This is a genomic window from Serratia sp. ASV30 (assembly GCF_016428815.1).
Lineage (GTDB): Bacteria > Pseudomonadota > Gammaproteobacteria > Enterobacterales > Enterobacteriaceae > Chania > Chania fonticola_C.
Genome location: NZ_JAELTL010000018.1, coordinates 34,483 through 47,311 on the forward strand (window position 1 = coordinate 34,483; position 12,829 = coordinate 47,311).

12 protein-coding genes are annotated in these 12,829 nt (G+C 55.0%); 3 read left to right on the forward strand and 9 right to left on the reverse strand.

The window, feature by feature from the left end:
• Window positions 1-45 precede the first annotated feature (45 nt).
• Window positions 46-1,125, reverse strand: coding sequence for an alanine racemase (alr, locus tag JHD74_RS10460; protein WP_199062681.1), 1,080 nt, complete (start codon window positions 1,123-1,125; stop codon window positions 46-48).
• 17 nt (window positions 1,126-1,142) lie between these two features.
• Window positions 1,143-2,555, reverse strand: coding sequence for a replicative DNA helicase (gene dnaB, locus JHD74_RS10465; protein ID WP_024483977.1), 1,413 nt, complete (start codon window positions 2,553-2,555; stop codon window positions 1,143-1,145).
• Window positions 2,556-2,722: 167 nt separating this feature from the next.
• On the opposite strand from dnaB, the gene JHD74_RS10470 reads away from it, so the two are divergent.
• Window positions 2,723-3,712: a quinone oxidoreductase gene (locus tag JHD74_RS10470; RefSeq protein ID WP_024528006.1), complete on the forward strand. Its 990-nt coding sequence runs from the start codon at window positions 2,723-2,725 to the stop codon at window positions 3,710-3,712.
• Between the two features lie 297 nt (window positions 3,713-4,009).
• On the opposite strand, the gene pspG is transcribed toward JHD74_RS10470, so the two are convergent.
• From pspG to JHD74_RS10485, 3 genes are all read right to left on the reverse strand, one after another.
• Window positions 4,010-4,228: an envelope stress response protein PspG gene (gene pspG / locus JHD74_RS10475; RefSeq protein ID WP_024528007.1), complete on the reverse strand. Its 219-nt coding sequence runs from the start codon at window positions 4,226-4,228 to the stop codon at window positions 4,010-4,012.
• Window positions 4,229-4,386: 158 nt separating this feature from the next.
• A complete protein-coding gene (dusA, locus tag JHD74_RS10480) occupies window positions 4,387-5,397 on the reverse strand; it encodes a tRNA dihydrouridine(20/20a) synthase DusA (RefSeq protein ID WP_199062682.1) in 1,011 nt (336 codons plus the stop codon).
• 153 nt (window positions 5,398-5,550) lie between these two features.
• Entirely contained in the window at window positions 5,551-6,123 is a 573-nt protein-coding gene (locus JHD74_RS10485; protein WP_024528009.1) for a sugar O-acetyltransferase, read from the reverse strand.
• A 220-nt stretch (window positions 6,124-6,343) separates the two neighbouring features.
• Between JHD74_RS10485 and zur the strand changes: the two genes are divergently transcribed.
• Entirely contained in the window at window positions 6,344-6,853 is a 510-nt protein-coding gene (gene zur, locus JHD74_RS10490) for a zinc uptake transcriptional repressor Zur (RefSeq protein ID WP_065684847.1), read from the forward strand.
• Window positions 6,854-6,968: 115 nt separating this feature from the next.
• Here zur and JHD74_RS10495 read toward each other — a convergent pair whose 3' ends face one another.
• The 4 genes from JHD74_RS10495 to JHD74_RS10510 form a co-directional block, all read right to left on the reverse strand.
• A complete protein-coding gene (locus JHD74_RS10495) occupies window positions 6,969-7,178 on the reverse strand; it encodes a CsbD family protein (RefSeq protein WP_024483982.1) in 210 nt (69 codons plus the stop codon).
• Window positions 7,179-7,484: 306 nt separating this feature from the next.
• Complete coding sequence (gene dinF, locus JHD74_RS10500) at window positions 7,485-8,825, reverse strand: MATE family efflux transporter DinF (protein WP_065684846.1); 1,341 nt, start codon at window positions 8,823-8,825, stop codon at window positions 7,485-7,487.
• A 111-nt stretch (window positions 8,826-8,936) separates the two neighbouring features.
• Window positions 8,937-9,545, reverse strand: a complete 609-nt coding sequence (gene lexA / locus JHD74_RS10505) for a transcriptional repressor LexA (RefSeq protein ID WP_021180815.1) — start codon at window positions 9,543-9,545, stop codon at window positions 8,937-8,939.
• Window positions 9,546-9,668: 123 nt separating this feature from the next.
• Window positions 9,669-10,037, reverse strand: coding sequence for a diacylglycerol kinase (locus JHD74_RS10510; RefSeq protein ID WP_021180816.1), 369 nt, complete (start codon window positions 10,035-10,037; stop codon window positions 9,669-9,671).
• Window positions 10,038-10,359: 322 nt separating this feature from the next.
• Here JHD74_RS10510 and plsB point away from each other — a divergent pair, with 322 nt between their 5' ends.
• The gene (gene plsB / locus JHD74_RS10515) at window positions 10,360-12,825 is read left to right on the forward strand and encodes a glycerol-3-phosphate 1-O-acyltransferase PlsB (RefSeq protein ID WP_199062683.1); all 2,466 of its coding nucleotides are present in this window, start codon (window positions 10,360-10,362) and stop codon (window positions 12,823-12,825) included.
• Window positions 12,826-12,829: the final 4 nt, after the last annotated feature.

Below are 12,829 nucleotides of genomic sequence, written 5' to 3' on the forward strand. Positions count from 1 at the left end.
ACGAATGCCTCCTCATCTTCTCCCGCAGGGAGAAGATGAGGGAAATTACTCGCCGATATATTCCATCGTGACGCGCTGGGTCAGCTTGGTGATCAGCTCATAGGCGCTGATGCCGCTAAAGGCAGCCACCCGTTCAACCGGCAGCTCATTGCCCCACAGCACCACTTCATCACCCACTTTATCGCTGGCATCCGGCCCCAGATCGACGGAAATCATATCCATGGAGACACGGCCGACAATCGGTACTTCACGTCCGTTCAGCCATACCGGAGTGCCAGAAGGCGCACTGCGTGGGTAACCGTCACCATACCCCATCGCCACTACACCCAGGCGGGTATCTCGTTCACTCACCCATAGTCCGCCGTAGCCAACCGGCTCTCCGGCACGATGCTCACGCACGGCTATCAGACTGGATTTAAGCGTCATGGCAGGTTGCAGCCCAAAGTGATCGGCATAAGGCTCCTCCAACGGGGATACGCCATATAGGATAATCCCTGGGCGTACCCAGTCAAAATGAGCCTGTGGCCACAGCAAGATCCCGCCGGAGGCCGCGATCGACTTCATGCCCGGCTTATCGTTGGCGAAGCGCTCAAAGCAGCTGATTTGCTTTTCGGTCGCATCCACCAGCGGCTCGTCGGCACGGCTGAAGTGGCTCATGATATTGACCGGCTGTACCACGTTGCGACAGGCGCTCAAACGCTGGTAGAACGCCTCTGCCTGTTCCGGACGCACGCCCAGACGATGCATACCGCTATCCAGCTTCATCCATACCGACACCGGGTGCGCCAATTCAATCTGCTCCAGCGCCTCAAGCTGTTCGATGCTGTGAACGGCGGTTTCGATATTATTCGCTACCAGCGCGGGCAGATCTTCAGCACAGAAGAACCCTTCCAACAGCAGGATCGGTTTAACGATGCCACCGGCACGCAGCATCAACGCTTCGCCGATACGCGCTACGCCGTAACAGTCGGCATCTTGCAAGGTGTGAGCCGTTTCCAACAAGCCATGTCCATAGGCGTTGGCTTTCACCACGGCAATCAGGCGGCTTTGCGGCGCCAAGCGACGGATTTGTTGCAGGTTATGTCGCAGAGCGCGGCGATCGATGACAGCAGTTGCCGCTTTCATTTCAATTCCTTAGCTGATTATTCATCATCATATTGTGGCCCCGCATAGTTATCGAAGCGCGACCACTGGCCGTTAAAGGTCAGGCGTACGGTACCAATAGGGCCGTTACGCTGCTTACCCAGAATAATTTCGGCAATCCCTTTCAGATCGCTGTTCTCGTGATAAACCTCATCACGGTAGATGAACATAATCAGGTCGGCATCCTGCTCGATGGAGCCAGATTCACGCAGATCGGAGTTAACCGGGCGCTTATCGGCACGCTGCTCCAAGCTACGGTTCAACTGCGACAGCGCCACCACCGGCACCTGCAGTTCTTTCGCCAAGGCTTTGAGCGAGCGGGAAATTTCGGCAATCTCCAAGGTACGGTTGTCGGAGAGTGACGGCACGCGCATCAACTGCAGGTAGTCGATCATGATCAGGCTGATCCCGTCATGTTCACGGAAAATACGCCGCGCGCGGGAGCGCACTTCGGTGGGCGTCAGGCCAGAGGAGTCGTCAATATACATATTGCGCTTCTCCAGCAGGATCCCCATGGTGCTCGAGATCCGCGCCCAATCCTCATCATCCAGTTGGCCGGTACGGATACGGGTCTGATCCACGCGCGATAGCGAGGCCAGCATACGCATCATGATCTGGTTGCAGGGCATCTCCAGGCTGAAGATCAGCACCGGTTTATCCTGCGTCATCGCAGCGTGTTCGCACAGGTTCATCGCGAAGGTGGTTTTACCCATTGCCGGACGGGCCGCGACGATGATCAGGTCAGATTTTTGCAGACCGGCGGTTTTCTTGTTGAGATCGTGATAGCCGGTGTCTACGCCGGTGACGCCGTCGTGCGGCTGCTGATAGAGCTGCTCAATGCGGGCGACAGTATCTTCCAGAATACGTTCGATGCCTTTGGGGCCTTCATCTTTGCTGGCACGGTTTTCCGCGATCTGGAATACCCGGGATTCGGCCAGATCGAGCAGATCTTCACTACTACGCCCTTGCGGATCGTAACCCGCATCGGCGATTTCGTTGGCGACGGAGATCATTTCACGGACGACCGCACGCTCACGCACGATATCGGCATACGCACCAATGTTGGCCGCGCTAGGGGTGTTTTTCGATAATTCTGCCAGATAGGCAAAACCGCCCACCGTCTCCAGATCGCCCCTCTGTTCCAACGATTCGGACAGCGTGATCAGGTCGATAGGCCGGCTCATCTCCAGCAGACGCTGCATTTCGGTAAAGATCAGGCGGTGTGGGCGGCTGAAGAAGTCGTTGGCGACTACGCGCTCCGCCACGTTATCCCAGCGTTCGTTATCCAGCATCAAACCGCCCAACACGGACTGCTCCGCCTCCAGCGAATGTGGCGGCATCTTCAGCCCTTCCATCTGGCGGTCTCTGGGTTCGTACGTGTTTGTCTTGTTGGTTGGTTTTTTGCCTGCCATGAAGCCTATTCTTTATTCAGTTGCGAATGGGGGAAGCTGACGCAAGAGTATACGTGATTTTCAGTCATGATTCCCTGCGCAAAAAAGGATTAATCACTGCGCAACGGGCTAGATAGTCTGGGCTGATAAGCGTAGGGTGAAAATAGCCATTTAAACGAGGTAGCGACATGTCAAAACGCATCCAATTCTCCGCCACCGGCGGCCCGGAAGTGCTGCAGTATGTTGATTTTACTCCTGTCGATCCCGCTGCCGGGGAGGTTCAGGTCGAGAACAAGGCGATCGGTATCAACTATATCGATACCTACGTACGTAGCGGCCTGTACCCACCGGCAAACTTCCCAAGCGGGTTAGGTACCGAAGCGGCCGGGGTGGTCATCAAGGTCGGGGCAGGTGTCAGCGCGGTCAAACCGGGCGATCGCGTGGTTTATGCCCAGTCCGCACTGGGTGCCTACAGTGAAGTTCACAACGTCCCGTTGGAAAAGGTGGCTATCCTGCCGGATAACCTCACTTTCGAACAAGGTGCAGCCTCATTCCTCAAAGGGTTGACCGTACATTATCTGCTACGACAAACCTATGAGGTCAAGCCGGGCGAGGTATTCCTGTTCCATGCCGCCGCCGGGGGGGTTGGGCTGATCGCCTGCCAGTGGGCCAAAGCGTTGGGTGCCAAACTGATCGGCAGCGTGAGTTCTGACGAGAAAGCCGAGCAGGCATTGCGTGCCGGCGCCTGGGCCACCATCAATTATCGCCAGGAAAACATCGCCCAGCGCGTAGCTGAACTGACCAACGGCGAAAAGGTTAACGTGGTCTATGACTCCGTAGGGCAAAGTACCTGGCAGGACTCATTGAACAGCCTGAAGCGCCGCGGGCTGATGGTAAGCTTTGGTAATGCCTCTGGCCCGGTTACTGGCGTCGATCTGGCGTTACTCAATCAGAAAGGCTCACTTTACGTCACCCGCCCTTCGCTCAATGGTTACATCACCAACCGTCAGGAATTGCAGTTTGCCAGTAACGAGCTGTTTTCGCTGATTGGCAGCGGTGCGATTAAAGTTGATGTGAAAGCGACACAGAAGTTTGCATTGGCAGATGCCCAGAGGGCACACCAGGTCCTGGAAAGCGGCCAAACCAGCGGCTCCAGCCTGCTGATCCCTGGTCTGTAGCGCCAATAAAGAAAGGGCTCCATAAGGAGCCCTTTCTAGTTTACTGCGTTTTGTAGGGGTAGAGCAGAGTCCGCCAGAGATGGGGGTTGCTTTAAGCAACACTCTTGTCAGCTCTCGCGGTGATGAAAATGATTAGCATCACTGCTGCGGGAGTCATCCTAGCAGCCTCGATAAGTAAAAAATATGCTTAATGTGCCGTATTCACATTTAAAACATCAAGCTGTGATCACCACCACACTGGCAAGCAATCTGCAGGGTGAGTTTCAGCGTGACTGACTGATATTTCGGCAAAAAATATTAATAGCGCCGTATCTGTGGTTTCTGCATAGAGCGGTATATCCACACGCCAATCACCGCCAGGATCAGCCACGGCAGCAGTTTAAACACCATGGCAAACAGCCCGCCCAGCAGCATAAAAGCCGCGGCCACAAATAACGCAGCCATCACGCCCAACAGTGAAATACCGGTTACCAGCAGCATGGCGACAAAGCCGATCAGAAAGAAGAGTTCTAACATGGGTTGCTCCTTGGCAAAACAATAGGTCTGTCTTGTTCTTTACAAGAAACGTGCCAACTTGAAGTTAATGATAACTTATTGAAATGATGAAAAAATAGCGCCACACCCCGTGACGCTATTAGTCAAAAAAACCAACTTTTAGTCAAGTTTTTTGTCGATTATGCCATTTCAGTACGCGGTGAACGCACCAGAGCCAAAGCCTGTTCGACGGTGCGCACATCAGCTCCTGGCTTATGGGCATTTTCACTCAGATGACGGCGCCACTGCCGCGCGCCAGGGATCCCCTGGAACAAACCGAGAATATGGCGAGTGATGTGGCCCAGATAGGTGCCGTTCGCTAGCTCGCGCTCGATATACGGATACAGCGATTCGATAATCGCCACGCTGTCCATCACCTCGCTCTGGCGGCCGAAAATCTCGCTGTCTACCCGCGCTAGAATGCCTGGATTTTGGTACGCCTCGCGCCCCACCATCACACCGTCCAGATGTTGCAGATGCTGTTGGGCCTCTTCCAGCGTTTTCACGCCGCCGTTGATCGCAATGGTCAGCGCCGGGAAGTCACGTTTCAACTGATAAACGCGCGGATAGTCCAACGGAGGGACTTCGCGGTTTTCTTTCGGGCTCAGGCCAGAAAGCCAGGCTTTACGGGCATGAATGGTGAACATATCGCATTCCCCGCGCCCAGCAACGGTAGAGATAAAATCGCACAGGAACTCATAGCTGTCCTGGTCATCGATGCCAATACGGGTTTTTACCGTCACCGGGATCGACACCACGTCGCGCATCGCCTTGATACAGTCGGCCACCAAGGTCGCCTGCCCCATCAGACAAGCACCAAACATGCCGTTCTGTACTCGATCCGACGGGCAACCGACATTGAGGTTGATCTCGTCATAGCCACGCTGTTCCGCCAGTTTGGCACAGTGCGCCAATGCAGCCGGATCGCTGCCCCCCAGCTGCAATGCCACAGGATGCTCTTCCTCGCTGTATGCCAGGTAGTCACCTTTACCGTGGATGATCGCACCGGTGGTCACCATTTCGGTGTACAGCAGCGTTTCCTTGCTCAGCAGGCGATGGAAGTAACGGCAATGGCGATCGGTCCAGTCCAACATAGGAGCAATGGAGAAACGATTGGCGGCGTATTGGGTGTTGTTAATATCTTTCGTCATGCTGAGTTACTGGCTACCTGATAAGTCCGGGACTCGACAACCGACGCGCTGTGCCGATGCCGCAAACGGCTATTATAACGACAATCGACGCTCTTGGGAAAATCGTCGTTCATCCTGATTAGGATCTCAGAGCGGTAACGTTTTCACACGGCCCTATTCCAATTGTCGGATCACCCGGCACGGCTGCCCAAGCGCCAACACGTTAGCTGGAATATCCTCGGTCACCACGCTGCCCGCGCCGATGGTGGTGCCATCACCAATGGTGACTCCAGGCAGGATCACCACGTTGCCGCCAATCCAGACGTTACTGCCAATCACCACCGGCCTGGCTGAGGTATGGAACGGAAAATCGGCATTGCCGGTAAACCGCTCACTGGCCTTGAGAGGGTGGCTTGGCGTGTAGATTTGCACGTTCGGGCCAATCAGCGTGTTATCGCCAATGGTGATGGTGTTGCAGTCAAGAAACACCGCATTGACGTTGATAAAACAGTTCCTGCCAATGCTGATATGCTGCCCGTAGTCGCACCAGAACGGTAATTCAATCCAGCTGTCATCCCCCCAGGCCGCAAGCAGCTCACGCAACAGTCGCTGTTTCTCTTCAGACTGATGTGAATCCAACGCTGCGAGCTGTTTAGTCAGGCTCCGCGCCCGATGGTACATGGCAATCAGCTCATCATCACGGCTGTTATAGACCTCGCCGCGCAGCAATTTCTCTCTTTCTGACATCCCAGGCTCCTGAAAGGTTTGGCTCCATATGGGTTATACCGCCGTGCCCGAGTGGAACCTATGACATAAAGCGGCAAACCGTGACCCGCATCTCATTCTGCCTAGTCTTGCTGCGGAAAATCGCCCTATTAGCCGCGTTATCCAGGGAAAGCGGGGCAACCCTCGGCGATTGCGTTGAAACATGATAAAATCGGCTTCTTTGCATAGCCGGATACTTGCCATGAACTCAACCAACCAGGAAAAGCTGCTCGCGCAGGCTGAACAACTCTGTCAGCAACGCAACGTGCGACTGACCCCGCAACGGCTGGAAGTGTTACGCCTGATGGCTGAGCAACCCGGCGCCATCAGCGCTTACGATTTGCTGGATTTACTGCGTGTGGCAGAGCCGCAGGCCAAACCACCTACCGTCTATCGTGCACTGGATTTCTTGCTGGAACAGGGGTTTATCCACCGCGTTGAATCGGCAAACAGCTATGTGCTGTGCCACCACTTCGAACAACCTATGCATACCTCTGCCCTGTTTATCTGCGATCGCTGCGGACAGGTCACGGAGCGTACTACCGAAGGGGTAGAAGAAACCTTGCAGAAACTGGCTCAAGAATCAGGATTTGTGCTGCGCCACAGCGTAGTGGAAGCCCACGGTCTGTGTTCTGGCTGTGTGGTGGTAGAAAATTGTGAGAACCAACACGATTGCGATCATGACCACAGCATTGTGGTAAAGAAAAAATAAGCGGATTGGATTGCAGGAGGGAGCGGGTACATCCTTGTTCCCGTGGCCGTGGCAGGGGGGAAATCTGCCAGGCCGGATGGTGTCGTAGCGCCGCAATACTCAGCGGCTCATCGCGCTACCAACGATACTTGCTGTGTTCTTCCCAGGCTTTGACTTCTTTTTCGGCTGCCTCTTTCTGGTAGCCATAGCGTTCCTGGATTTTACCGACCAGCTGTTCGCGTTTCCCTTCGATCACGGTGATATCGTCATCGGTCAGCTTGCCCCATTTTTCCTTCACTTTACCTTTAAACTGCTTCCAGTTACCGTCGGCTTGATCTTTGTTCATAATCTCTCCGTTACTCTTGGTTGTCAGTTTTAGATAAATCTGGCTGGACTTAACTGAGTCAAATTTAAGGTTATCTAATGCGTCCGTTGCCAATTAAGCGCGGGCTTAATTCGCCAGCCACGTGATTAACTATAGTCACCCATCACGAAAAGTGCTCGAAAAGCAGCATGAAATAGGGTTAGGAAAAGTCTTAATAGCAAAAAACGCCATTAAAACAGTAAGCAAGCGAACTAAAACAGCCCCGAGCACATGTAACTAAATGTGAAAAATCATCCCATCTCATCAACGAGCCTGGCCTATCCATCGCTAATGGGGGGATGAAAACCAGGTGCCCTGCACGCTATGACGATGCCATACCCAGCCCAAAGCCGCCCCGCGCAGTGCCAGGAATACCGCCAGAGCCAGCCATAAACCGTGGTTGCCCAATACCGGCAGGGTGAACAACGTCAGCCCGTAGCCCACTGCGGCTACCGCCATGCTGTTACGCATTTCTGCGCCACGGGTGGCGCCGATAAACATGCCATCCAGCAGGTAGCACCAAACCCCCACCAGGGGCAGCACTACTTGCCAAGGCAGATAATGATTTGCCAGCGCACGCAATTCCGGCAGCGAGGTTAAGCCCGCCACGATCTGCTGCCCGGCAAACAGATAAATAACGGCAAAACCACAGGCAACCAGGCAAGCCTGCCGACAGGCTGCACGCCATACTTTATGCAGTTGCCGCCCGTCCCGCGCACCATAGGCGTGGCCGGAATGGGCTTCCACTGCGTAGGCAAAACCATCCAGCGCGTAGGCGGTAAAGGTCAGTAAATTCATCAGCACCGCATTCACCGCCACCACTTCTCCGCCCATACGGGCTCCCAGAATGGTTAACGAGGCGAAACACAGTTGCAGTAATAACGAGCGCAGCATAATGTCGCGGTTAAGTGCCAGCAGGCGGCGCAGATCCCCACGCCAGGCGGTACGCAGCATCGCCAGCGAAATCCCCCGCATGCGTAGTACCCGCCATGCTAACCACAAACCTAGCAGCAGCGTGGAGTACTCCGCAATCACCGTGGCAGCCGCGGCCCCCTGCACGTTCCAACCCAGCCCCATCACCAGCCAGATATCCAGCACGATGTTCAGCAGGTTACCGACGATCAGCAAGATCACCGGCGCCCGCACGTACTGAACTCCCAGCAACCAGCCGAGCAGCACCATATTGGCCAATGCCGCCGGAGCGCTGAGCCAGCGGATCTCCAAAAATAGCCTGGCCTGTACCAATACTTCCCGATCGCCCCCCACAATGTTCAGCGCCAAGGTGATCAATGGGGCTCGCAACAGCACAATTGCCAGCCCGGCCACCAGCGCCAACAATAACGGCTGCATAAAGGCGCGAGCCAGCCGGTAGGGATCTTGCGCCCCCAGCGCCTGCGCAGTCAGCCCGGTGGTGCTCATACGCAGGAACAGCAACAACATAAACAGGAAGCTGGTGGCCATTGACCCCACCGCGACCCCGCCAAGGTAGCTAGGGCTATCGAGATGGCCGATAACGGCGGTATCCACCAGGCCAAGCAGGGGCACGGTAATATTGGAGAAGATCATCGGCAACGCCAGGCGCCACAGAGCTTTGTCGGTGTCACTGGTGAAGGCAGAAAGCAGGCGCATGGCGATATGTTCCCGTACAAACATGGATTTTAGCGTAGCTTAGAAATGACATCGCCCCAGAGTTGGGGCGAGGTTGGCCGTTTTAAAGGGCTGTAATACGTGGTAAAGCGGTTAGATCCAGTCGCCGTTGCGGATCACACCCACCGCCAGGCCTTCGATGGTGAAGTTCTGCTGACGCAGATCGACCACAATCGGTTGGAATTCGCTGTTTTCTGGCAGCAGTTCGACGACGTTACCGTGTTTCTTCAGGCGCTTGACCGTGACCTCGTCTTCAATACGGGCGACGACAACCTGGCCGTTGCGCACGTCTTGAGTCTTATGTACCGCCAGCAGATCGCCATCCAGGATACCGATATCGCGCATCGACATGCCGCTAACGCGCAGCAGGAAATCGGCATTAGGCTTGAACAGAGAAGGATCCACCTTATAGTGCCCTTCAATGTGCTGCTGAGCCAACAGAGGTTCACCGGCAGCCACACGGCCCACCAGAGGTAACCCCTCTTCATCTTCCATCAGCAGGCGGATACCGCGTGATGCGCCGGAGATGATCTCGATGACGCCTTTGCGAGCCAGCGCCTTCAAGTGCTCTTCTGCAGCATTTGGTGAGCGGAACCCCAGGCGCATTGCGATCTCGGCACGCGTCGGTGGCATGCCCGTTTGCGAAATATGATCGCGAATCAGGTCGTAGACCTCTTGCTGTCTGGTAGTTAGTGCTTTCATTCCGCCCCCTGTTTGTTTATACAGTCTTGCTGTGAGTATATACAGCTAAGTCTGGATTGGGAACCGAAGAATAAATAAAAATCAGCAGGTAGCGAGCGGGATCGCAACGATACCCGCAGGTTTTCACGCCAAATGCTGCCAAAGTACCGAAGCCCAAACGAACAGTGCCAGAATGATTGCCAGCGATACCGCCGCCGAGCCCATATCCTTGGCCCGCCCGGAAAGCTCGTGATATTCCGTACCCACGCGATCGACAACGGCCTCAATCGCGCTGTTGAGGATTTCGACAATCATCACCAACAGCACCGAGCCGATCAACAAGATGCGCGCGATCGCCCCCACGTCCAGCCAAACCGCCACGATGATAGCCACTACCGTCGCCACCAGTTCCTGGCGGAAGGCGGCTTCGTTCTGCCAGGCGGCGGTTAAACCTTTATAGGAATAGCCTGCTGCTTTAATGATACGCGTCAGGCCAGTTGCTTGATTTGCCATAGTTAAGAACGCCTTTCTCCAAGATGAATCATGTACCCGCATGTCGCCAGCCGCAACGTTCCAGACAGATTTGCCAGCCCAATCACATTTTTATCGCAGCGCAGTATACAGCAAGGTTGGAATACCTTAATCACCTAGCTATGTCATACCAATGCCGCGAGAGCATGAATGCGCTAGAGCGGTCAATTTGATATCCATCAGGTATAATTCAACTATGTACTTCCATGGCCGTGAACGGTCGTGGATTTCCCAACGCCACAGATCTGCTACCCGGTTTCTGGTATGCTTGCGGCGAATTGCTAACAAGAGGCTTCACGTTGTCATGTCAGGTTGGCGTAAAATCTATTATAAGATATTGAACTTACCACTAAAAATGTTGGTAAGAAGTAAGGTTATCCCTTCAGATCCGGTCACGGAGTTAGGGTTGGATCCCTCACGACCGATTTTGTATGTTTTACCTTATAATTCCAAGGCGGATTTACTCACCTTGCGCACCCAGTGTCTGGCGCAAGATCTGCCCGATCCCCTTAACCCGTTGGAAATCGATGGCACCGTGCTGCCAAGCTACGTGTTTATCCACGATGGCCCACGCGTATTCCGCTATTACACCCCCAAAGAAGAATCGGTAAAACTGTTCCACGATTATCTGGATCTGCACCGCAGCAACCCGGATCTCGATATTCAGATGTTGCCGGTATCGGTGATGTTTGGCCGTTCCCCTGGGCGCGAAGGCCACGGCACGCCGCACCTGCGCCTGCTGAACGGTGTACAGAAGTTCTTCGCCGTACTGTGGCTGGGGCGCGACAGCTTTGTCCGTTTCTCCAACACCGTGTCACTACGCCGGATGGCAACCGAGCACGGCACCGATAAAACCATCGCGCAAAAACTTGCCCGTGTCGCACGCATGCACTTCGCACGCCAGCGCCTGGCTGCCGTTGGGCCAAGCCTGCCTGCCCGCCAGGATCTGTTCAACAAGCTGCTGGCCTCCAAGGCGATTGAAAAAGCGATCGAAGACGAAGCGCGCAGCAAAAAGATCTCCCACGAAAAGGCCCAGCAGAACGCGATTGCGCTGATGGAAGAGATTGCTGCCGATTTCTCGTATGAAACGGTGCGCCTGTCCGACCGCGTGTTGAGCTGGACCTGGAACCGCCTGTATCAGGGCATCAACGTCACCAACGCCGAACGTGTGCGTCAGTTGGCGCAGGATGGCCACGAGATCGTCTATGTGCCGTGTCATCGCAGCCATATGGACTATCTGCTGCTGTCCTACGTGCTCTACCATCAAGGGCTGGTGCCACCGCATATCGCAGCGGGTATTAACCTGAACTTCTGGCCTGCCGGGCCGATATTCCGCCGTCTGGGCGCGTTCTTTATCCGCCGCACCTTCAAGGGCAACAAACTCTATTCAACCGTATTTCGTGAATACCTCGGTGAGCTGTTCACCCGTGGTTACTCAGTAGAATACTTTGTTGAAGGCGGGCGCTCCCGTACCGGCCGCCTGCTGGAACCGAAAACCGGCACCCTGTCGATGACCATTCAGGCTATGCTGCGCGGCGGCACTCGTCCAATCACCCTGGTGCCGATTTATATCGGTTACGAGCACGTGATGGAAGTAGGTACTTACGCCAAAGAGCTGCGTGGTGCGACCAAAGAGAAAGAGAGCCTGCTGCAAATGGTGCGCGGCTTGCGCAAGCTACGCAACCTCGGCCAGGGTTACGTGAACTTTGGCGAACCGCTGCCGTTGACTACGTACCTGAACCACAACGTCCCGCATTGGCGTGAGTCTATCGACCCGATCGAAGCACAGCGCCCAAGCTGGCTGACGCCTGCGGTCAACGATCTGGCCGCTCAGATCATGGTGCGTATCAACAACGCTGCCGCCGCCAACGCCATGAACCTGTGTTCCACCGCGCTGCTGGCCTCACGCCAACGTTCGCTGACCCGTGAGCAGTTGCTTGAGCAGTTGGAATGCTACTTACAGTTAATGCGTAACGTGCCGTATGCACCGGACGCCACCGTACCAACACAAACGCCAGACCAGTTGCTGGATCACGCTTTAAACATGAACAAGTTTGAAGTGGAGAAGGACAACATCGGCGACATCATCATTCTACCGCGCGAGCAGGCGGTGCTGATGACGTACTATCGCAACAATATCCATCATATGCTGGTACTGCCTTCGCTGATCGCCTCTATCGTGATGCATCACCGCCGCGTGTCGCGCGTTGAGCTGTTGCGTCAGGTCAGCCTGATCTATCCGATGCTGAAGGCAGAGCTGTTCCTGCGCTACGACAAAGAACAGCTAGCCGAAGTGCTGCAACCGCTGATCGAAGAGCTGATACGTCAGCAACTGATTTGTAGCAAAGGCGATGAACTGGTGCTGAATCCTGCGCGCATCCGTCCGTTACAGCTGCTGGCCGCCGGGGTTCGTGAAACCCTGCAACGCTATGCCATCACCATGTCGATCCTCAGCGCCAACCCAAGTATCAACCGGGGTGCCCTGGAGAAAGAGAGCCGCATTATGGCCCAGCGTTTGTCGGTGCTGCACGGCATCAACGCGCCGGAGTTCTTCGATAAGGCGGTGTTCTCCACCCTGGTGGCGACGCTGCGTGAAGAAGGCTTTATCAATGATATTGGCGATGCGATCCGCGAGCACACCATGGAGGTTTACACCATGTTGAGCGATCTGATCACCCCGGAAATCAAACTGACCATCGAAAGCGTCAGCATGCCGGAAGAAACCAATACCCCAGCGCTAGCGGCGGAAGTGGTAAAAGAAGACGAGTAACCTG

What these genes read in the sequence shown, in the direction of transcription:
- alr (WP_199062681.1), bottom strand. Translation starts at nt 1,125, where the DNA reads ATGAAAGCGGCAACTGCTGTCATCGATCGCCGCGCTCTGCGACATAAC.
- dnaB (WP_024483977.1), bottom strand. Translation starts at nt 2,555, where the DNA reads ATGGCAGGCAAAAAACCAACCAACAAGACAAACACGTACGAACCCAGA.
- JHD74_RS10470 (WP_024528006.1), top strand. Translation starts at nt 2,723, where the DNA reads ATGTCAAAACGCATCCAATTCTCCGCCACCGGCGGCCCGGAAGTGCTG.
- pspG (WP_024528007.1), bottom strand. Translation starts at nt 4,228, where the DNA reads ATGTTAGAACTCTTCTTTCTGATCGGCTTTGTCGCCATGCTGCTGGTA.
- dusA (WP_199062682.1), bottom strand. Translation starts at nt 5,397, where the DNA reads ATGACGAAAGATATTAACAACACCCAATACGCCGCCAATCGTTTCTCC.
- JHD74_RS10485 (WP_024528009.1), bottom strand. Translation starts at nt 6,123, where the DNA reads ATGTCAGAAAGAGAGAAATTGCTGCGCGGCGAGGTCTATAACAGCCGT.
- zur (WP_065684847.1), top strand. Translation starts at nt 6,344, where the DNA reads ATGAACTCAACCAACCAGGAAAAGCTGCTCGCGCAGGCTGAACAACTC.
- JHD74_RS10495 (WP_024483982.1), bottom strand. Translation starts at nt 7,178, where the DNA reads ATGAACAAAGATCAAGCCGACGGTAACTGGAAGCAGTTTAAAGGTAAA.
- dinF (WP_065684846.1), bottom strand. Translation starts at nt 8,825, where the DNA reads ATGCGCCTGCTTTCTGCCTTCACCAGTGACACCGACAAAGCTCTGTGG.
- lexA (WP_021180815.1), bottom strand. Translation starts at nt 9,545, where the DNA reads ATGAAAGCACTAACTACCAGACAGCAAGAGGTCTACGACCTGATTCGC.
- JHD74_RS10510 (WP_021180816.1), bottom strand. Translation starts at nt 10,037, where the DNA reads ATGGCAAATCAAGCAACTGGCCTGACGCGTATCATTAAAGCAGCAGGC.
- plsB (WP_199062683.1), top strand. Translation starts at nt 10,360, where the DNA reads ATGTCAGGTTGGCGTAAAATCTATTATAAGATATTGAACTTACCACTA.